Here is an 18,994-nt window from a genome sequence, read left to right as displayed (position 1 = left end):
CGACCAAGGTCGACACCTGCCAACAGCCGCCGGAACCTGTCGGGGGTGGGGCGGTGTGGGGCTGCAGGACCGTTGGCGCCATGGGCCCGAGGCATGCCTCGGGCGGGTTGGGCAGGACGCCCAACCCCGGTCTTGCCGTGTGCGCAGGACAGCGCACACGAGCAAGGCGCCATCGAGCCCCCATTGATGGGTTCACGGCGTGTCCTGCAGCCCCACACCACCCCGCCCAACCCTCAGCAACCCAGAGCCGCTTTGGCTTTGGCTTTGGCCTCTGCAGGTGCAGGGCTGCAAGCCCTGCAAAGCAACTAGGTCACCCAGCCTGCAATCACCAGCACGGCCAGCGCCGCCAACCACAGCAGCAACATCCGCCACACCAGGCTCATCGCATCACGCAGGTCCGGCAGCCGCTGCCACACCGGCAGCAGGCCGGCTTCGGTGTAATCGTGCGCATCTTCGCGCAATTCGGCATTGACGCTGGCACGCGCCACCGCGCCCAGGAAACCAATGCCGCCGGCCAGGCGCTCACCATGCGCCTGGCGCCATGCCTTCCAGGCCGTGTCGAAGTTGCCGACCAGGGCCATCGAGAACGCCATCAACTGGGCAACGGGCCATTCAATCCAGCCCAGCAACCGCTGCGCCAGCGCCAGTGGCTCCACCGGCACGCGTGCGCGCATCGGGCTTTCCGCCATCAATGCCAGCAGGCGATAACCGAGGGCGCCCACCGGGCCCAGCAGCAGGAACCAGAACAGCACCGCGAACCAGCGCCGCAGCGCGTTGAGCACGGTCGCCTCGACCAGCGAAGGAACATCCTCGCGCAGGCTGCCACCGGCCGACTGCAGGTTGCGTACCGCCGCCTGCCGGGTCGGTGCATCGTCGGCATCGATGATCGCTTCGATATCGCGGTCCAGATCCCGCGGGCCCCAGCACCAGGCCAGCACGGCCACGCCCAGCAGCAGCGCCGGCAGGCCGAACAGCACCCCGCGCAGCAGCCAGGCCACCAACGCCATCAGCAGCAGTGGCGGTACGATCGCCAGCGCCACGCCGGCGGCACCCTGCCAGGCCCGCCCACCGCGCGCGTCCAGCCAGCCCAGCCAGCGCCGGAAGCCGTCGAAACGGCGCAGCGACGCGGCAGCGGCCGGGGCGACATGGCCAAGGGCCAGTGCCACCAACACGGCGACCAGGGTGGTGAACATGGCAGGTCTCCCTACGAGCAAGCGTTCGGCGTCGCTACCTTACCTGTCGCAGCGCCGCCGTCAGCGGTGAACCGTACTGTAACCGGCAGCGTGTTCAGGTGGCGGCAATGCTGGCGGCTGCTGACGCCGGCTGCTGGCGGTACCAATGCTCGATCAGGCCCCGCGAAATGGAGATCGGCGGTGACAGACGGATGCCTTCACCATCGTCCTCGACGTCACGTGCGAGGGCCGCGCCGACTTCCTCGGCGCTGAACCAGCGCGCGTCTTCCAGCTCGCCGTCCACGGTCGGCACGTCGTCCTGTGCCTGCGCACGAAAACCGACCATCAATGCACCCGGGAACGGCCAGGGCTGCGAGCCGAGGTACTGGCAGGCGGTCACCCGCACCTTGCTCTCTTCGTGTACTTCGCGCGCTACGGTCTGTTCGAAGGTCTCGCCCGGCTCGACAAAGCCGGCCAGCACCGAATAGCGGCGCGGCGCCCAGTTGGACTGGCGGCCCAGCAACAGCCGTCCCTGGTTTTCCACGGCGACGATCACTGCCGGATCGACGCGCGGGTAGTGCTCGGTCGCGCACTGCGGGCAGCGGCCGACGAAGCCGCCACGGGCGAACGTCACGGCCGTGCCGCAGACGCCGCAGAAGCGGGTACGCGACTGCCAGTAGGACATGCCGCGGGCATAACTGAAGGCGGTCGCATCGGCCACGGTCCACAGCAGTGCGGCCTGGCGCAGATCGAGCCGGCGTGGCGCGGTGACGGTCACGCTGGCAGCTTCCACCGAGAACCACGCCTGCTCGCCACGCAGGCCGAGGAAGATCGCGACACCGGGCCCGCCACCGACATCAGCGCCGGTCAGCGCCAGCGGCTGGTCGTCATCACCGGTGAAGGCGGTGCCGTCCTGGTCCAGAACAAGAATGCGCGCATCGGGCCACAGGCGCGCCAGAGCATCGGCATCTTCGCGCATGGCATCGGCGCGCTCCAACGGTTCACCCACGAAGGCAAAACCGGAAAGCGGCGAAGGAGAAGTGAGCATCCAGCTAGCCTGCCGCCAATCGACGCGGGTGGCAAGGTCGGCGCTGTGCGCAATCTGCTGTTGTGGTTGCAGGAAGGGCCGTCCACGCATGGCGTGGATCTACCGAAGGCACCGCGCGGGGCGCATGCCCCACGCCCTGCAATCACATGCTGAAACTGCTGCCGCAGCCGCAGGTGGTCTTGGCGTTCGGATTGCGGATCACGAACTGCGCACCGGTCAGGCTCTCGGTGTAATCCACCTCGGCGCCCATCAGGTACTGCAGGCTGAGCGGATCGACCAGCAGGGTGACCCCGCTGGTCTGCACCGCCAGGTCATCGCCGGCACGGTTCTCGTCGAACTCGAACCCGTACTGGAAGCCCGAACAGCCGCCACCCTCGATGTACACGCGCAACGACAGGTCGGGGTTGCCCTCGTCCTGGATCAGTTCCTTGACCTTGGCCGCAGCGGCCTCGGTGAAGTTCAGCGGCCGATCCAGCGACTGGTAGTCGGGCGCGGCGGCCGGCGTGGCGCCGGGGAGGGAGACGAGCGTGTTCATGGGCTCAGCATGGGGGCGCCGGCGATGGCTTTCAAGCCATCGCCTCGGCCAGCTTGCGCCGTGCCGCGGTGTCGCCCTTGCCGTCACCGGCGTCCTGGCTCTCCGGCGCTGGCAGGGCCTGCATCGGGGCGCTGGCATGGATCAGCCGGCCGTTCAGCTGGGCGCCCGCGTTCATTTCCACTACCTGGTAATGAACGTTGCCGTTGACCCGGGCACTCGGGGTCAGTTCGACCTTCTCGGTGGCATGCACGTCGCCGTCCAGGCGGCCACTGATGACCACCACCTGGGCACGGATCTCACCCTCGATCACGCCATGCTCGGCGAGGGTCAGGGTGGCGGCGCTGGCGCCCTCCTGGGCAATCACCTTGCCGTGGATGCGACCTTCCACGTACAGGCCACCACTGAATTCCACATCGCCACGGATCACCACCTGGTTGCCGATCAGGGCATCCACCACCAGTTGGCCATCACGGCTGGATTTGCTGCTTCCGAACATCTGCCTACTCCCCTTTGCTGGCCGGTGCGCCGGCCTGTTTCCAGTCGAATACCTGCGTGGTGCCCCCCGCACCACTCCCCAATGTCACCTTCACCCGTTGCGGAGTGAAGTCAGCCGGCAGCATCACGCTGCCGGTGAGCTGCTGGAAGTACCGGAACGAGTAATCCTGTCCCGGCACCTTGCTGCGCTGGTGCAGCTCGTCCCAGCTGATGGTGGCCAGCTTGCCGTTCTTCACGCCTTCCACCGTGAAACGCATCTGCCCCTGGCTGATCGCGCCCCGGTTGAGGTTCTGGGTCAGCACCACGCTGTACTGCCAGGTGCCGGCCGATTCCGGGCTGAATTCAATCGAATGGGTGTTCAGGCCCTTGCGCTGGCTGGTCGAGCCCACCAGGCGTTCGTAGAAGGCGACGTCAGCGCGCAGGCCGGCGATCTCTTCATCGCGCTCGGCCAGTGAAGACTGCACTTCGTTGTTGGCGGCGCGGCTGATGCGGTCCGACGCTTCCAGCGTGGCCTGCTTCTGCTGCAGCTCGGTCAACTGGGTCTGCAGGGTATCGGCGCGCTTCTCGGCAACCTGCACACGCTGGCCCTGTTCACCGCGCGGCGCGCCCAGCCAGCAGCCACCCAGCACCGCAAGCACCAGGCTGAGCAGCCAGATGCCCGCGATCACCAGCAGGCGACGGCGGTCGGCAGGTGGTTGCGGGGCACCGGGAAGGCGGACCTGCACACGCATGGGAGGGCGGTTGTTCATGGGTAGTCTCCGTGGCATCGCAGTGGCGACGCCAGTACGGCCCCTGGGGCAAACGACGGGCTAGTGTATGACAGGAACGACAGGTTTCCCCCGTGCCGGCCGGCACCGGGCGGTGGCATTCAGCCACTCCATCGTCGATAGTGTGGCACCCCGCACAGTTCCGCCGCCGGAGTCCGCCATGACCGAAGCCCACCTGTTCGTGATCGGCATCCTGCTGGCCTGGCTGGCCGGTATCCGCGTCTACCTCACCGTATTCGGCGTCGGCATTGCCGGCCTGCTCGGCTGGGTCGACCTGCCACCGGCACTGCAGGCCACCGAGTCGTGGTGGGTGCTGGGCACGTCGGCGGCGCTGGCCATCGCCGAATTCTTCGCGGACAAGATTCCCGGCGTCGATTCAGCCTGGGACCTGGTGCAGACCCTGGCGCGCGTTCCCGCCGGTGCCTTCCTCGCAGCAGCGACATTGTCACCCGATGGCGACTTGGGCACCGGTGCACTGGTCGCCGGCGCGGGCGTTGCACTGGCCAGCCACGGCCTGAAGGCCGGCACCCGCGCCCTGCTCAACACATCGCCGGAGCCGGCCAGCAACTGGGTCGCCTCGGCGGCCGAAGATACCGTGGTGATCGGCGGGCTGGCGCTCGCGCTGGCGCACCCATGGATCGCGCTGGTGGTGGTGCTGGCCTGCAGCCTGGCCGGTGCATTGCTGGTCTGGCTGGTCTGGCGCACCCTGTGGAAAAGCGTGCGCTGGTTGGCACGTGGCGGCAGCGACGACGGACAACGGCAACCCGGTACCGGCTGATCGGCAGGCTTGTCGCATAATGGCCGCGAACACCAGGAGCATCGATGGCCGCAAACGAATCCGCCGCGGGCCCCCGCCCGGGACGCGCTGAAACCCCTCCGGCCGATCATTGGCAACGTTGGGCCGCCCCCTTGGCTGCGGCGACGCCTGCCGAAGCACCGCCGTCAGCGACCGTGCAGGTGCCGGCCTCGTCAGCACCCAGCGACAGTGCCCGACTGGGTGCCCCGCCGCCGCTGCCCTCGGCCGCAGCACTGCCAGAGGCGGGCAACAGTGACATGGCGCCTGTCGACGCCGACTCGCCCTACCGCGTGCTGATCGTCGAAGACGACCGTGCCCAGGCGCTGTTCGCACAGAGCGTGCTGCACGGCGCCGGCATGCAGGCGATCGTGCTCGGCGATGCCGATGGCGTGCAGCAGGCCATCCGCGAGCAACGCCCGGACCTGATCCTGATGGATCTGCACCTGCCCGGGCTGGATGGCATGCGGCTGACCGCGATGATCCGCCAGCAGCCCGGCATGCAGCTGCTGCCGATCGTATTCCTTAGCGGCGACCCGGACCCGGAGCGCCAGTTCGAAGTGCTCGACTGCGGTGCCGACGATTACCTGAGCAAGCCGATCCGGCCGCGCCACCTGATCGCTGCGGTGGCCAACCGTATCCGCCGCGCACGCGCGCAGGCCGCGACCCTGCCGGGTGCCAACGGCGCACCGGCGACCAGCAACCCGGAAACCGGGCTGCCCACGCGCCACCATGTGCTGCAGCAGCTCAACGCAACGCTTGCCCAGCACGAACGCGGCGGCGTGTTCTTCGTCGAAATCTCCAGCGCGCTGGGCCTGCGCGAGCGCTACGGCTACGCGGCCTTCGAGCGGCTGATGGTGCAGGCCGGGCAACGCCTTGCCGAAGCTGGCCATCCGCACCTGTTGGCGCGCCTGAACGACAACAGCTTCCTGCTGCTGGCACGCAACACCGATGAGGACAGCCTGGAAGCGATCGCCGGCACCCTGCGCGAGCAGCTGTCCGCGCGCGCCTTCGTGATCCGCGACGACGAATCGGTGCACCTGCGTGGTGTGGTTGGCTACGCGCCGCTGTCACCGGGTTTCGACGATGCCAGCAGCGCCCTGGAAGCGGTCGAACGCACCACCCTGCAGGCACGCCTGCTCAGCGCCGGCGTGGCGGGCCACGTGCATCGCCAGGTGACCACCGAGCAGGAGCACCTGGCGTTGCTGGAAGGCCAGCTGGAGCTCGCTTACCAGCCGATCGTCGCCGTCGCCGGCGGCAGCAGCGCGCAGTACCAGCTGCTGCTGCGCCTGCGCCGGGCCGATGGCAGCGTGCTGACCGCCGGCCAGGTGATTCCGGCGGCCGAAGCTGCCGGCCGCATCGCCGATCTTGACCAGCAGGTGCTGGAGCATGCGATGGGCCTGCTCGACCTGTATCGCCACGCCACCCAGCCGCTGAACCTGTTCGTCTCGCAGTCGCTGCGTACCCTGCAGCGCGATGCGTTCGCTGACTGGCTGCTGGAATCGCTGCAGCAACGCCGCCTGCCCGGCAGCGCGCTGGTGATCGACGTGCGCCTGCCCGATGCGCTGATCCACACCGTGCCGTTGCAGCAGTTCTGCCAACGCATGGCCAGCGTCGGCGTGCGCTTCTGCCTGAGCCAGTTCGAACCGGGCAGCGAAGCGCTTGCCCTGCTCACCCAGCTGCCGCTGTCGTTCGTGCGCATGGCCGCACGCTTTTCCAGCAGCCACTCCAACCCGGATACGCGCGAAGAACTGCGCCAATCGATCGAGCAGGCGCACGCAGCCGGCCTGCAGATCATCGGCCAGCAGATCGAGGATCCGCAGGCAGCGGCCGCGATGTGGGTCGGCGGTGTCGATTACATCCAGGGCAACATGGTGCAGTCGGCCGGCAGCGACCTGAACTTCGACTTCCACAACGCGGTGCTCTGAGTGTCACCGACGGTCGCGCTGCTGGCGGTGTTGGCCTTGGCCATCATCGCCCTGCTGGTACTGGGCCTGCGATTGCGTTCGCGCAATCACATGCTGGCGGCACTGCAGCGCGACCGCATCACCCTGATCAGCGAGCGCGACCAGCTGCGGCGCACCACCGAGCGACAGGGCCAGCTGGAACATCAGCTGCTGCAGGCCAAGCAGGCGGCCGAAGCGGCGGTGCTGGCCAAGGGCGAGTTCCTGGCCACCATGAGCCATGAGATCCGCACGCCGCTCAACGGCATCCTGCCGATGCTGGAGCTGATCGCCCGAGGTCCGCTCGGCGAGGACCAGCGGCAGATGCTGGCCACTGCGTCGGCCAGCTCGCAGCAGCTGCTGCGCATCGTCGATGACATCCTCGATTACTCGCGACTGGAAGCACAGGCACTGGAACTGGAAATCACCAGCTTCAACCTGCGCGAACTGCTCGACGGCGTGGTGCAGCTGCTGCAGCGTGCTGCCGAAGCCAAGGGCCTGACGCTGAGCCTGCAGCTGGATCCGGCCGTGCGCCTGCCGGTACGCGGCGACCCGGTGCGCCTGCGCCAGGTACTGGGCAATCTGCTGGCCAATGCCATCAAGTTCACCGCACGTGGCCAGGTGCAGCTGCGCGTGCAGCGGCTGGGCGAAGGCCCCGCCCAGCACCAGCTGCGTTTCGAAGTGGTCGACACCGGCATCGGCATCGATGAGGCCCAGCAGGCGCGGCTGTTCCAGTCCTTCAGCCAGGCCGACGCGTCCACCACACGCATCTACGGTGGCACCGGCCTGGGCCTGGCCATCTGCAAGCGCATCACCGACCTGATGCATGGCGACATCGGCGTGCGTTCCACCCCGGGACAGGGGGCAACCTTCTGGTTCGAAATACCGCTGCTGAAAGTCCCCGGCGATCTGCCAGCACTGGCACGCTCGCCGGCAGCTCTGCTGCTGTACACCGCCGATGCGCAGCTGCAGCCACGCGTCGAACGCATCGCCGCGCACCACGGCCTGCAGGTACAGCTGCTGGCCAGTATCGATGAGGCGATGGAACGCCTGCGTGCAGCCCCACGTCCGGGCCAGAGCACGCCGGCATGGCTGCTGATCGACGCGCGGCAACGCCGCAATGGCGAGGCGGCCCTGCAGCGGGCCCTGGCCGAGCGCGGTGCCGACGACGCGCTGCAGGTGCTGTGGCTGCAGGACGATCCGGTCACGCTGCGACCGCGCCAGCAGCAGCTGCACAGCACATTCAACGATGCCGCCCTGCACGCGCTGCTGGCGCAGCCAGCCGCCACCGCGCGTCCGGCAGCGCTGCTGGCCAGCGCCGAAGACGCTCAGCCGGCCGCCACGCTGCCGTCATTGGATCTGTGTGTCCTGCTGGTCGAGGACAATACGGTCAACCGGATGGTGGCCGAACACCTGCTGCGGGTCTTCCAGTGCCAGGTGCGCAACGCCGCCGACGGCGAGCAGGCCCTCGCACTGCTGCGCGAAGGTGGAATCGACGTCGTGCTGATGGATTGCCAGATGCCGGTGCTCGATGGTTACAGCGCAACACAGCGCTGGCGCAGGGAGGAGGCCGATGCGGGGCGCACGCGGCTGCCGATCATCGCGATGACCGCCAACGCCATGGCGGGTGATCGCGAACGCTGCCTGCAGGCAGGCATGGACGACTATCTGTCCAAGCCGATCGCGCGGGAGGCGCTGCATGCGTTGCTGCAACGTTGGGGCCGGATATCCGCGGATCGCGGACATGCAGCGCTGCCGGAACCTGTGCAGTTGCCCGCAGCGCCGAGCATGCTCGACGGCGAAAGCCCACCTGATGACCAAGCACACTCGACCCCGATTCCCCAGCCGGTGCTTGATCGCAGCGTGCTGGATGAGCTGCACGCGGTGATCGGCGATGCCGCTGCGCAGATCGTGACGGTATTCCTGGAAGACGCGCCGCAACTGGTGCAGCAGTTGCAGCAGGCAGCGCAAGGCAACGACATCGAACGCCTGCAGGCGCTGTCGCACAGCCTGAAATCCTCCAGCGCCAACGTTGGTGCGCTGTCGCTGTCAGCAGTGGCGCGGCGGATCGAACACGAAGCCCGCAGTGGCAGCCTGCAGCGCCCTGCCGTGGCAGTGGCGCTACTGGTGGCGGAGTTCGCCCGCGCGCGCGTGGCGCTGACCGGCTACCTCGCCGGCCAGGCCCGCTGAATCACTCTTCGAGCTTGCTCAGCAGGTACTTCGGCTCACCGATGCGCTCGATCAGCTCCAGCTGGGTTTCCAGCCAGTCGATGTGCTCTTCCTCGGAGTCGAGGATCTTCACGAACAGCTGGCGGCTGACGTAGTCGCCGACCGAATCAGCGTAGGCCACGGCCTCGCGCAGGGTGACCACGCCATCGCGTTCCAGCGACAGATCGCACTGCAGGATCTCGGTCGGGTTCTCACCGATGCGCAGCTTGCCCAGCGCCTGGAAGTTCGGCAGGCCTTCGAGGAACAGGATGCGATCGGCGAGCATGTCGGCATGCTTCATCTCCTCGATCGATTCCTTGTACTCGTGTTCGGCCAGTTCCTTGATGCCCCAGTTCTTCAGCATCTTGGCGTGCAGGAAGTACTGGTTGATCGCGGTCAGCTCGTTGTAGAGGACCTTGTTGAGGAATTCGATGACCTTGGTGTCGCCCTTCATGGGGATGCTCCTGCACGCTGAAATCGCGGGCACTGTAACGCCTTGCGCGCGCGCGTGAAGGAACGCGAATCGTGCGCATTGGCCAGTGCGGCCCGCAATGAAGATGAGGAGAGGGCGGCGTCAACGCGCCGCGAAACGACTCAGGCGACCTGCGCCAGACCCAGTACCGGCAATGGCAGATCGTGGGTGGCACGTGCCTTGGCCAGCAGGTCGCCGGCCATGTCCAGGCAGGAACCGCAGGTAGCGCCGCATCCGGTACGCATGGTCAGCTCGGCCACCGACGTGACGCCATGGCTGGCGGCTTCGCGGATCTGGTGGTCGGTAACACCGTTGCAGATGCAGACGTACACAGGCGGGAACCAGGGCAACAGGCCAGTAGCGGCCTGGTCGCTATTCCAATGGAAACGAGAATGGTTGTCAATCAGAGACCTGAACCATTCTCGATACGGTTCAGAGTTCAGCAGACCCGCCCGCCATGAGTGGGCTACAGACGCATCAGCCCAAGCGCCAGCACCGGTGCACTGAAGAAGACGATCAGCCACTGCACGCCCCCGCCTGCCGCTCTCAGCCGCAGCAGGTGGTCCGCCAGCAACAGCGCACCTGCACAGGTCGCGAAGGCGAGGCACGCCCCCAGCGCAAGCGGCATCCATGCGAGGTCGCCGAGAACCACCACGCTCAACAACAGCCAGGGGAGGCTTGCCAGGCGGACAACCAGTCCTTGCCGGAAATAGCCGGCAGCGCTGCGTTGCGACCGATCGCCCTGCTTGTTGCGCAGCCTGCGCGTCAAACCGCCCCCGGTTCACCCTTGGCTTTCCGCGGCCAGTACCCGCCGCGCATGGGCGTGCGCTTCCTGGGTCTGTCGTGGCCAGCGGCATGGCCTGGCATCCAGGCCTCGGCAGCGCTCTTGGGCATGGCACTGATGCCCTGCCCCGCCACCCCCTGGGCCAACGGCGCCAGATGTCGCAGGGCGCGCGCATAGACGCCACGCTTGAACACCACCACATGCTCCACCGGGTACCAGAAGTCGACCCAGCGCCAATGATCGAACTCGGGCGAGTCGGTATGGTCCAGGCTGACGTGCGCCTCGTCACCGGTCAGGCGCAGCAGGAACCAGACCTGCTTCTGGCCGATGCAGACCTGGCGTTCATTGCGACGGATGGCCCGCGCCGGCAGCTTGTAGCGCAGCCAGCCCGGTGTCGCCCCAAGCACTTCAACGTGCTCCGGCAACAGCCCGGTCTCTTCCTGCAGTTCACGATACATGGCCTCGACAGGCGTCTCGTCGGTGTTCATGCCACCCTGCGGGAACTGCCAGCCATCCCGGCGCACACGTCGTGCCCAGAACACCTGCCCGTCCTGCCGCATCAGCACGATGCCGACGTTCGGTCGATAGCCGTCCGGATCGATCACGATGCGGACTCCTAAGAAAATCTACTGGTTGGGACTATCCCATGCCGTCTGTCGGGCCACAAGCACGATACAAAGGTGTTGACAGTCCTTGTACACATCAGCAGAATAGCGGGCTCACCAAGGCTATGTAGCTCAGCCGGTTAGAGCACAGCACTCATAATGCTGGGGTCGGTGGTTCGAGTCCACCCATAGCCACCACACTGAAAATCAAGTTGTTTTTCAGCGTGAAGAGTGAGAAAATAGTTACACGTTACATTGCCCCTTAGCCAAGCGGTAAGGCACCTGACTCTGACTCAGGCATCGGTGGTTCGAATCCATCAGGGGCAGCCAAATTAAACGCAAAAGGCCAGATCGAAAGATCTGGCCTTTTGCGTTTAATCTGGTCACGCATTCCACATTGTCCCCGCGCCTGTCGGCGCACCCCCTTGAACATCAAGGAGCCCTCCTCCAGACAGAACTCCAGGGCCGGGTATGCGGAACCACGAGGAGTGCCGGCCGCTGGCCGGCAACCTCGAAATGCACACCCCCAGAATGACAAAAGCCCGGCCGAAGCCGGGCTTTTGCGTTTCCAGCCAGCGGGCTCCCGAAGGAGCCCAACCAGGCGCGGTAAATCAGCGCTTGGAGAACTGGGTGGCGCGGCGGGCCTTGTGCAGACCGACCTTCTTACGTTCGACTTCGCGGGCGTCGCGGGTCATGAAGCCGGCCTTGCGCAGCTCGGACTTCAGGGTTTCGTCGTACTCGACCAGAGCACGGGCGATGCCCAGACGGATCGCACCGGCCTGGCCGGTGGTGCCGCCGCCAGCGGCGGTGACCAGGATGTCGAAGCTCTCGGTGTTCTTGGTCAGCTCGAGCGGCTGGCGCACGATCATGCGAGCGGTCTCACGGCCGAAGAACTCGTCCAGCGGACGGCCATTGACGGTGATGTTGCCCGAACCCTTGCGCAGGAACACGCGAGCGGTGGAGGACTTGCGGCGGCCAGTGCCGTAGTTTTGAGTGATAGCCATGATTAGATATCCAGAACCTGCGGCTGCTGTGCGGCGTGCGGATGCTCAGTGCCGGCGTAGACCTTGAGCTTGCGGTACATCTGGCGACCCAGCGTGCCCTTCGGCAGCATGCCCTTGACGGCGGTCTCGATCACGCGCTCCGGGTGGCGCTCAAGCGCCTGGGCGAGGGATTCGGTCTTCAGGTTGCCGATGTAACCGGTGAAACGGTGATACATCTTGTCCTGCAGCTTCTTGCCGGTGACGACAATCTTTTCTGCATTGATGACGACCAGGTAGTCGCCGGTATCAACGTGCGGGGTGTAGACCGGCTTGTGCTTGCCACGCAGACGGCGGGCCAGCTCGGTGCAGAGACGGCCCAGGGTCTTGCCCTCGGCGTCGACGAGGTACCAGTCGCGCTGGACGGTCTCGTTCTTGGCAGTGAAAGTGCTCATGAAGAACTCTTGGTTAGGTCGGGCTCATTGCGGCGAAGGACTCGCCGGAACTCTGCCACGCGTTGTGAAAGGTGGAGCGTAAGGGGCGGCATTGTACGCAGCTTGGCTGGCGGGTGCAACCCGGCTTCCGCCCCGGGTTGGCAGGCGGCCGGGGCCGGGCGAGAATCGGGGCCTCCCCCGCTCCACGCCGTGCCGCCATGACCGTGCTTCGCCAGACCACCCCGCTGGACCACCTGCTGACCGAGGCGCAGCGCGCCCTGGACACGGTGTTCGGCAACCCGCCGGCCAGCCGCCCCTATCCGGCCACGGACACCGGCGAGCCCGGCATGGACAGCGCGCAGCGTCGCCATGCGGCCGGGCTGATGCGGATCAACCATGTCGGTGAGGTCTGCGCCCAGGGCCTGTACTTCGGCCAGGCTGCGGTGGCGCGCGACCCGGCAACCCGCGAACACCTGCTGGAAGCGGCCCAGGAAGAGACCGATCACCTGGCGTGGTGCGCCACCCGTCTGGGCGAGCTGGACAGCCGCCCGAGCCTGTTCAATCCGCTCTGGTACGCCGGCAGCTACACCATCGGTACCCTGGCCGGGCTGCGCGGCGACGGCTGGAACCTGGGTTTCGTGGTCGAGACCGAGCGCCAGGTGGAAGCCCATCTGGACGAACACCTGGTCGACCTGCCGGCCGGCGATCTGCGCAGCCGCGCGGTCATCCGGGTGATGAAGGAAGACGAGGCCAGGCATGCCGAGCATGCGGAGCAGGCCGGCGCACGCCGCCTGCCGTTCCCGATTCCCGGCGCGATGGCGCTGGCCTCCAAGGTGATGAAGACCATTGCCTACCGCATTTGAGGGTAGCCCCCACCAACGGTAGGGGCCTAGCAAACCACACGGTGGGGCCCGACCGTTGGTCGGGCCACCTTTCAGTTGGGCGACACCAGCTTCAGGCCGATCACACCGGCCACGATCAGGCCCACGCAGGCCAGGCGGGCCGGCGAGGCGCTGTCGTTGAACAGATAGATGCCCAGCACCGTCACGCCCATGGCGCCGATGCCGGTCCAGATCGCATAGGCCGTGCCGACCGGAATGTTCTTCATCGCCTGGCTCATCAGGTACAGGCTGATCAGGGCCGACACCACCGTCAGGGCAGTCGGCACGGGTTTGCTGAAACCTTCGGAGTACTTCATTCCAAGGGCGAATCCGATCTCGAACAGACCGGCCAGCAGCAGATAGATCCAGGGCATGGGTGGGGGCTCCTTACCTTTTTTGAGAAAAACGAAACGGCCCGGTGTTTTCACACCGGGCCGTAGGTCGGTACATCGCCGTGGAACTGAAGATTGCGCCAAGCGCAGGCTCCACGGGGCGGGGCGTCCCGCCTGGGTGGCGATGCCTGACGGCATCGCGCATGGGTCACTCAGCCAGGTTGCGGCCGTGGAACAGCTCTTCGATCTCACGACGCAGCAGCGCCTCGATCTTCATGCGTTCCTTGAACGAGATGTTCTTGGCCTTCTCCTCGAACAGGTACTGGTCCAGGTCGAAGTCCTTCAGGTGCATCTTCGTGTGGAAGATGTTTTCCTGGTAGACGTTGACGTCGAACATCTCGTAACGCGACTTGATGTTCTTGGCCAGGAAGTTCTGGATCGAGTTGATCTTGTGATCGATGTAGTGCTTTTTGCCCTTCACATCACGCGTGAAGCCACGGACACGGTAGTCCATGATCACGATGTCCGATTCCAGGCTCTCGATCAGGTAGTTCAGTGCCTTCAACGGCGAAATGACGCCGCAGGTAGCCACGTCGATATCGGCGCGGAAGGTGGCAATGCCTTCCTGCGGGTGCGTTTCCGGATAGGTGTGCACGGTGATGTGCGACTTGTCCATGTGCGCGACCACGGCATCGGAAATCAACTCCTTGCCGGCCTGCTTCTTGTCGATCACCGGCTCTTCGGAGATCAGGATCGTCACCGAGGCACCCTGCGGATCGTAATCCTGGCGCGCCACGTTGAGGATGTTGGCGCCGATGATCTCAGCGACATCGGTCAAGATTTGAGTAAGCCTGTCGGCGTTGTACTCTTCATCGATGTATTCAATGTAACGCTGACGCTCCTCTTCGGTGCGCGCGTAACACACGTCATAGATGTTGAAGCTCAGCGCCTTGGTGAGGTTGTTGAAACCCTGCAACCTCAGGCGAGGCAACGGCTTGACCACGGCGGTCGATTCCTGTGTAAGAAGGGAAAGGGGGAATTATGCGGCATAAGTGTCTCCAGGGGGAACGTGAAGACGCTCAGCTTCTGGCACACTGTTTGCCCTTAACAATTGCGCTGGTTAAGCTCCGCTATCGACCCCGTGAATCCGTTCATGCGCAGAGGGAGCGCCCCTATCGTGTCAACCGTGCGCCTAGCTAGCAGCCCATTGGCCTTGGACATCGCAACAATCGACCGCTTTCTGGCCCACAGCCACAGGCGGCGCTATCCCACCCGTACCGACGTCTTCCGACCCGGTGACCCGGCTGGCACCCTGTATTACGTCATCAGCGGCTCGGTTTCGATCATGGCCGAGGAGGAGGAGGACCGTGAGCTGGTGCTGGGCTATTTCGGCGCCGGCGAGTTCGTCGGCGAGATGGGCCTGTTCGTGGAGTCGGACCGCCGCGAGGTGATCCTGCGCACCCGGACCGCCTGTGAGCTGGCCGAAATCAGCTACGAGCGGCTGCATCAGCTGTTCCTCGGCCCGCTGTCGGCCGATGCCCCGCGCCTGCTGTACGCGCTGGGCCAGCAGATCTCCAAGCGCTTGCTGGACACCAGCCGCAAGGCCAGCCGCCTGGCCTTCCTGGATGTCACCGACCGTATCGTGCGCACCCTGCATGATCTGGCGCAGGAGCCGGAGTCGATGACTCACCCGCAGGGCAGCCAGCTGCGCGTCTCACGCCAGGAACTGGCCCGTCTGGTCGGTTGCTCGCGCGAAATGGCCGGCCGGGTGTTGAAGAAGCTGCAGACCGATGGCCTGCTGCACGCTCGCGGCAAGACCGTGGTGCTGTACGGCACCCGTTGATCGACAGATGTCCGCCGGGCATGGCCCGGCGCTACCCCAAGGCCTCCACCACGGTAGCGCCAGGCCATGCCCGGCGGATCGTCGTACCTGCGACACACCATCGCATGTCGCGCGCACCCGCATCCGCTAGGCTCGATCCATGGAGCTGAGCAGCGAATTCTGGTGGTTCATCCTCATCGGCCTCGGCGCGCAGCTGGTCGATGGCGCGCTGGGCATGGCATTCGGGCTTGTTTCTTCATCAGTGCTGCTCAGCATGGGGCTGCCTCCCGCACAGGTCAGCGCCAGCGTGCATACCGCTGAAGTGTTCACCACCGGCGCCTCCGGTGTGTCGCATCTGGTCGCCGGCAATGTCGACAAGCGCCTGTTCTTCCGCCTCGCCCTGCCCGGCGCGCTGGGCGGTGCACTCGGCGCGTACGTGCTGACACAGGTCCCTGGCGACCTGATCCGCCCGCTGATCTACCTGTACCTGCTGGTGCTGGCCATCATCATCCTGGCCCGCGCGGCCGGCCGCTGGATGCCCAAGGGTGAGATCCGCCGGGTACCGGTGCTGGGATTCTTCGCCGGCCTGCTCGATGCCAGCGGCGGCGGCGGCTGGGGCCCGGTGGCCACCTCCACCCTGCTTGCCCGCGGCGGTCAGGCCAGGACCACGATCGGCACCGTCAACGCGGCCGAGTTCGTGGTCACCTTGACCATTTCGGCCACGTTCCTGCTGTCGATGGGCGTGCAGCACCTGCAGATCGTCGCCGGCCTGCTGATCGGCGGCATGATGGCCGCGCCGGTGGCGGCGGTGCTGGTGAAACGGGTGAAGGAACGCTGGGTACTGGTCGCAGTGGGCGTGCTGGTGCTGGCCATCAGCCTGTTCCAGGTGGGCCATGCGCTGTTCGGGTATCTGTACCGCTGAGCGCTCGCCGGGCATGGCCCGGCGCTACCCGCGTGGGATGCGGTAGTGCCGGCCGCTGGCCGGCAACCTCATGGCCTGCGGAAGCGCGTGCACGGTTGCCGGCCAGCGGCCGGCACTACCGGGTCCTTGCCCCACGCCCGGCGGGCAGGTGGGCAGGTGGGCAGGCGGGATCGGTTACGCCTTGTCGCCACCGCGGTCCACGCAACCCCAGTTGAGGATACGGGTACCGGCCGGCAGCACGCGGCGGAAGAATTCCACCTTGGCAGGCTTCGGGTTGACCACCACCGGCGCTTTCGCCGCAAGCAGCAGCGGCAGGTCGGCGGTGCTGTCGGAGTAGGCGATATCGATGTCGCCGTAGCCGCGCTCGCGCAGCATGCGCATCTTCTCTTCGTTGTGGCAGTGCCGGGTCGGCCCCACCCCGCCCAGCCGCGGCCCCACTTCGGTGCCGATCACCGGCACGTCCTGGTGGGCGACGAAGGCCAGGATCGCGCGGGCCAGCTCCGGCGGTGCGCCGGTGGCCACCACCACGCGATCACCCTTGGCACGGTGCGCGGCGAACACCTCCAGCGCCTGCGGCAGCAGCTTGGCGCGCATCTGCGCCTCGTTGCGCAGCACATAGGCATCGATCACCTTGTTGAACTCGCGCGCGCGATGCAGGCCGAAGCTGCCGATCCAGACGTAGACCGAGATACCGGCACGGCGGGTCGGCAGCATCGCCACCATCGGCCCGGCAATCGGGGTGACCAGCAGCGCCGCCAGCATCCGCAAGGGGTTGCGCTTGATCAGCGAGGCGAACAGGTGGGTACCCGAATCGCCGTCATACAGGGTGTGGTCGAAGTCGAAGACCACCAGCGGCGCATCCTCGCGCGGCGTTGGATAGTACGTTTTCATGCTGCGAAGAATAGCTGACGCAGACCCTCGCCCGGCTCTTCCACGCGCATGAAGGCCTCGCCGACCAGGAACGAGTGGATGCCGGCATCGCGCATCAGCGCCACATCCTGCGGGCCGAGAATGCCGCTCTCGGTGACCAGCAGGCGGTCGCGCGGTACGGCCAGGCGCATGTCCAGCGTGGTCTGCAGCGACACCTCGAAGGTGCGCAGGTTGCGGTTGTTGATGCCGATCATCGGCGCCGGCACCTGCAGCGCTCGCTCCAGCTCATCGATGTCATGCACTTCCACCAGCACGTCCATGCCCAGCGACATCGCCAGTTCGGACAGCGTGGCCAGCTGCGTGTCATCCAGCGCGGCGACGATCAGCAGGATGCAGTCGGCGCCGAGCACGCGCGCCTCGACCACCTGGTAGGCGTCGATCACGAAGTCCTTGCGCAGCACCGGCAGCGTGCAGGCTTCTCGCGCCTGCTGCAGGTAGGCGTCGGCCCCCTGGAAGAAATCGACATCGGTCAGCACCGACAGGCAGCTGGCACCGCCGAACTCATAGCTGACCGCGATGTCGGCCGGGCGGAAGTCGGGGCGGATCACGCCCTTGGACGGGCTGGCCTTCTTCACTTCGGCAATCACCGCTGGATCACCATTGGCCACGGCGGCCTGCAGCGCGCGCACGAAGCCGCGCACCGGTGGCGCATCGGCCAGCGCCGCCTGCAGCTCCTCAAGCGGGCGCTGGGCGCGGCGCTGGGCTACTTCTTCGGCCTTGCGGGCCAGGATCGTCTGCAGGATATCGCTCATCGTCGTCGGGTCGGTGCTGGGGCGGTGAGGACGACCATTATCGGCCATCGGGTGGGTCAGGCTGAACCGCGCGCTCAGGCAACCAGCGCGCGGGTGGTATCGACATACTGCTGCAGGCGGGCACGGGCGCTGCCATCGGCGATGACCGCGCGGGCACGGGCCAGGCCGTCGCCGATATCGCTGGCCACGCCGGCCACGTACAACGCCGCGCCCGCATTCAGGGCGACGATGTCCAGCGCCGGGCCCGGCTCGTTGTCGAGCACCGCGCGCAGCATGGCAATGGACTGCTCCGGGCCGTCCACGCGCAGGTTGCGGCTGGCCGACATGGCGATGCCGAAGTCTTCCGGATGGATCTCATACTCGCGCACCTTGCCGTCGCGCAGCTCACCCACCAGGGTGCCGGCGCCCAGCGAGATCTCGTCCATGTTGTCGCGGCCCCACACCACCATCGCGCGCTCGGCGCCCAGCTCGCGCAGCACGCGCGCCTGGATGCCCACCAGATCGGGATGGAACACGCCCATCAGCACCGACGGCGCATTGGCCGGGTTGGTCAGCGGACCGAGGATGTTGAAGATGGTGCGCACCCCCATCTCGCGACGCACCGGCGCCACCACCTTCATCGACGGGTGGTGGATCGGCGCGAACATGAAGCCGATGCCGGTCTGTTCGATGGCCGCGGCAACCTGCGCAGGCTGCAGCTCGATCGCCGCGCCCAGTGCTTCGACCGCATCGGCACTGCCGGATTTGGACGACACGCTGCGGTTGCCATGCTTGGCCACGCGCGCACCGGCGGCAGCGGCAACGAACATCGCGCAGGTCGAGATGTTGAAGGTATGCGAGCCATCGCCACCGGTGCCGACAATGTCGACCAGGTGGGTGGTATCGGCGACCGGCACGGCCAGCGCGAATTCGCGCATCACCGTTGCTGCGGCGGCGATCTCGTCGATGGTTTCCTTCTTCACCCGCAGGCCGGTGAGGATGGCGGCGGTCATCATCGGCGAGACGTCGCCGCGCATGATCTGCCGCATCAGGTCGACCATTTCGTCGAAGAAGATCTCGCGATGCTCGATGGTGCGTTGCAGGGCTTCCTGGGGGGAGAAGCTCATCGGAATACTCCTT

The 18,994-nt window shown here is 66.4% G+C and carries 22 protein-coding genes and 2 tRNA genes; 8 read left to right on the top strand and 16 right to left on the bottom strand.

The window, feature by feature from the left end; translation table 11 throughout:
• Nucleotides 1–305: 305 nt before the first annotated feature.
• From ampE to GIW57_RS15760, 5 genes are all read right to left on the bottom strand, one after another.
• Nucleotides 306–1,193 carry a regulatory signaling modulator protein AmpE gene (gene ampE / locus GIW57_RS15780; RefSeq protein ID WP_236511911.1) on the bottom strand — a complete coding sequence of 296 codons (888 nt, stop codon included), beginning with the start codon at nucleotides 1,191–1,193 and terminating at the stop codon, nucleotides 306–308.
• Nucleotides 1,194–1,287: 94 nt separating this feature from the next.
• A complete protein-coding gene (gene nudC, locus GIW57_RS15775) occupies nucleotides 1,288–2,220 on the bottom strand; it encodes an NAD(+) diphosphatase (RefSeq protein ID WP_100462745.1) in 933 nt (310 codons plus the stop codon).
• A gap of 142 nt (nucleotides 2,221–2,362) precedes the next feature.
• On the bottom strand, nucleotides 2,363–2,755 hold the full coding sequence (erpA, locus tag GIW57_RS15770; RefSeq protein WP_025874631.1) for an iron-sulfur cluster insertion protein ErpA: 393 nt from the start codon (nucleotides 2,753–2,755) through the stop codon (nucleotides 2,363–2,365).
• A gap of 31 nt (nucleotides 2,756–2,786) precedes the next feature.
• Nucleotides 2,787–3,251, bottom strand: coding sequence for a polymer-forming cytoskeletal protein (locus tag GIW57_RS15765; RefSeq protein WP_089237350.1), 465 nt, complete (start codon nucleotides 3,249–3,251; stop codon nucleotides 2,787–2,789).
• A 4-nt stretch (nucleotides 3,252–3,255) separates the two neighbouring features.
• Complete coding sequence (locus GIW57_RS15760; RefSeq protein ID WP_089237352.1) at nucleotides 3,256–3,999, bottom strand: DUF6776 family protein; 744 nt, start codon at nucleotides 3,997–3,999, stop codon at nucleotides 3,256–3,258.
• Nucleotides 4,000–4,177: 178 nt separating this feature from the next.
• Between GIW57_RS15760 and GIW57_RS15755 the strand changes: the two genes are divergently transcribed.
• The 3 genes from GIW57_RS15755 to GIW57_RS15745 are packed head-to-tail and all read left to right on the top strand — an operon-like array spanning nucleotide 4,178 to nucleotide 8,943.
• Entirely contained in the window at nucleotides 4,178–4,795 is a 618-nt protein-coding gene (locus GIW57_RS15755) for a DUF4126 domain-containing protein (RefSeq protein ID WP_089237354.1), read from the top strand.
• 44 nt (nucleotides 4,796–4,839) lie between these two features.
• Nucleotides 4,840–6,738: an EAL domain-containing protein gene (locus tag GIW57_RS15750; protein WP_100462174.1), complete on the top strand. Its 1,899-nt coding sequence runs from the start codon at nucleotides 4,840–4,842 to the stop codon at nucleotides 6,736–6,738.
• Nucleotides 6,739–8,943 carry a hybrid sensor histidine kinase/response regulator gene (locus tag GIW57_RS15745; RefSeq protein ID WP_236511909.1) on the top strand — a complete coding sequence of 735 codons (2,205 nt, stop codon included), beginning with the start codon at nucleotides 6,739–6,741 and terminating at the stop codon, nucleotides 8,941–8,943.
• Nucleotide 8,944: 1 nt separating this feature from the next.
• Here GIW57_RS15745 and bfr read toward each other — a convergent pair whose 3' ends face one another.
• The 4 genes from bfr to GIW57_RS15725 form a co-directional block, all read right to left on the bottom strand.
• On the bottom strand, nucleotides 8,945–9,415 hold the full coding sequence (gene bfr, locus GIW57_RS15740; RefSeq protein ID WP_025874625.1) for a bacterioferritin: 471 nt from the start codon (nucleotides 9,413–9,415) through the stop codon (nucleotides 8,945–8,947).
• 140 nt (nucleotides 9,416–9,555) lie between these two features.
• Complete coding sequence (locus tag GIW57_RS15735; RefSeq protein ID WP_089237360.1) at nucleotides 9,556–9,765, bottom strand: bacterioferritin-associated ferredoxin; 210 nt, start codon at nucleotides 9,763–9,765, stop codon at nucleotides 9,556–9,558.
• Nucleotides 9,766–9,899: 134 nt separating this feature from the next.
• Nucleotides 9,900–10,202: a hypothetical protein gene (locus GIW57_RS15730; RefSeq protein WP_236511907.1), complete on the bottom strand. Its 303-nt coding sequence runs from the start codon at nucleotides 10,200–10,202 to the stop codon at nucleotides 9,900–9,902.
• Complete coding sequence (locus GIW57_RS15725; protein ID WP_025874624.1) at nucleotides 10,199–10,822, bottom strand: RNA pyrophosphohydrolase; 624 nt, start codon at nucleotides 10,820–10,822, stop codon at nucleotides 10,199–10,201. The genes GIW57_RS15730 and GIW57_RS15725 overlap by 4 nt, the downstream gene beginning before the upstream one ends.
• 121 nt (nucleotides 10,823–10,943) lie before the next feature.
• On the opposite strand from GIW57_RS15725, the gene GIW57_RS15720 reads away from it, so the two are divergent.
• Together GIW57_RS15720 and GIW57_RS15715 are read left to right on the top strand one after the other, a co-directional pair.
• A tRNA-Met gene (locus GIW57_RS15720) sits at nucleotides 10,944–11,020 on the top strand.
• Nucleotides 11,021–11,078: 58 nt separating this feature from the next.
• Nucleotides 11,079–11,152 (top strand) — tRNA-Gln (locus GIW57_RS15715).
• Between the two features lie 281 nt (nucleotides 11,153–11,433).
• Here the strand turns inward: GIW57_RS15715 and rpsI are convergent.
• Nucleotides 11,434–11,826: a 30S ribosomal protein S9 gene (gene rpsI, locus GIW57_RS15710; protein ID WP_005411311.1), complete on the bottom strand. Its 393-nt coding sequence runs from the start codon at nucleotides 11,824–11,826 to the stop codon at nucleotides 11,434–11,436.
• A gap of 2 nt (nucleotides 11,827–11,828) precedes the next feature.
• Entirely contained in the window at nucleotides 11,829–12,257 is a 429-nt protein-coding gene (rplM, locus tag GIW57_RS15705) for a 50S ribosomal protein L13 (RefSeq protein ID WP_025874623.1), read from the bottom strand.
• A gap of 197 nt (nucleotides 12,258–12,454) precedes the next feature.
• On the opposite strand from rplM, the gene coq7 reads away from it, so the two are divergent.
• On the top strand, nucleotides 12,455–13,099 hold the full coding sequence (gene coq7 / locus GIW57_RS15700; RefSeq protein WP_100462173.1) for a 2-polyprenyl-3-methyl-6-methoxy-1,4-benzoquinone monooxygenase: 645 nt from the start codon (nucleotides 12,455–12,457) through the stop codon (nucleotides 13,097–13,099).
• Nucleotides 13,100–13,170: 71 nt separating this feature from the next.
• Here the strand turns inward: coq7 and sugE are convergent, their stop codons facing one another.
• Nucleotides 13,171–13,491, bottom strand: a complete 321-nt coding sequence (sugE, locus tag GIW57_RS15695; RefSeq protein WP_025874621.1) for a quaternary ammonium compound efflux SMR transporter SugE — start codon at nucleotides 13,489–13,491, stop codon at nucleotides 13,171–13,173.
• A 166-nt stretch (nucleotides 13,492–13,657) separates the two neighbouring features.
• Nucleotides 13,658–14,452, bottom strand: a complete 795-nt coding sequence (speD, locus tag GIW57_RS15690) for an adenosylmethionine decarboxylase (RefSeq protein ID WP_025874620.1) — start codon at nucleotides 14,450–14,452, stop codon at nucleotides 13,658–13,660.
• A gap of 150 nt (nucleotides 14,453–14,602) precedes the next feature.
• On the opposite strand from speD, the gene crp reads away from it, so the two are divergent.
• On the top strand, nucleotides 14,603–15,292 hold the full coding sequence (gene crp / locus GIW57_RS15685) for a cAMP-activated global transcriptional regulator CRP (RefSeq protein ID WP_089238148.1): 690 nt from the start codon (nucleotides 14,603–14,605) through the stop codon (nucleotides 15,290–15,292).
• Nucleotides 15,293–15,431: 139 nt separating this feature from the next.
• On the top strand, nucleotides 15,432–16,193 hold the full coding sequence (locus GIW57_RS15680; protein ID WP_100462172.1) for a sulfite exporter TauE/SafE family protein: 762 nt from the start codon (nucleotides 15,432–15,434) through the stop codon (nucleotides 16,191–16,193).
• Nucleotides 16,194–16,367: 174 nt separating this feature from the next.
• Here GIW57_RS15680 and GIW57_RS15675 read toward each other — a convergent pair whose 3' ends face one another.
• The 3 genes from GIW57_RS15675 to trpD all read right to left on the bottom strand — a co-directional run bounded on the left by GIW57_RS15675 (nucleotide 16,368) and on the right by trpD (nucleotide 18,981).
• Complete coding sequence (locus GIW57_RS15675; protein ID WP_099819691.1) at nucleotides 16,368–17,084, bottom strand: haloacid dehalogenase-like hydrolase; 717 nt, start codon at nucleotides 17,082–17,084, stop codon at nucleotides 16,368–16,370.
• On the bottom strand, nucleotides 17,081–17,875 hold the full coding sequence (trpC, locus tag GIW57_RS15670) for an indole-3-glycerol phosphate synthase TrpC (protein WP_033832398.1): 795 nt from the start codon (nucleotides 17,873–17,875) through the stop codon (nucleotides 17,081–17,083). The genes GIW57_RS15675 and trpC overlap by 4 nt, the downstream gene beginning before the upstream one ends.
• A gap of 74 nt (nucleotides 17,876–17,949) precedes the next feature.
• Nucleotides 17,950–18,981 (bottom strand): anthranilate phosphoribosyltransferase, encoded by a 1,032-nt coding sequence (gene trpD / locus GIW57_RS15665; protein WP_089237368.1) that lies wholly within the window; start codon nucleotides 18,979–18,981, stop codon nucleotides 17,950–17,952.
• Nucleotides 18,982–18,994: the final 13 nt, after the last annotated feature.

Source organism: Stenotrophomonas sp. PA-6-5C (assembly GCF_021605635.1).
GTDB classification, from domain to species: Bacteria; Pseudomonadota; Gammaproteobacteria; order Xanthomonadales; family Xanthomonadaceae; genus Stenotrophomonas; species Stenotrophomonas lactitubi.
This window is presented reverse-complemented; position numbering and strand designations above follow the sequence as displayed.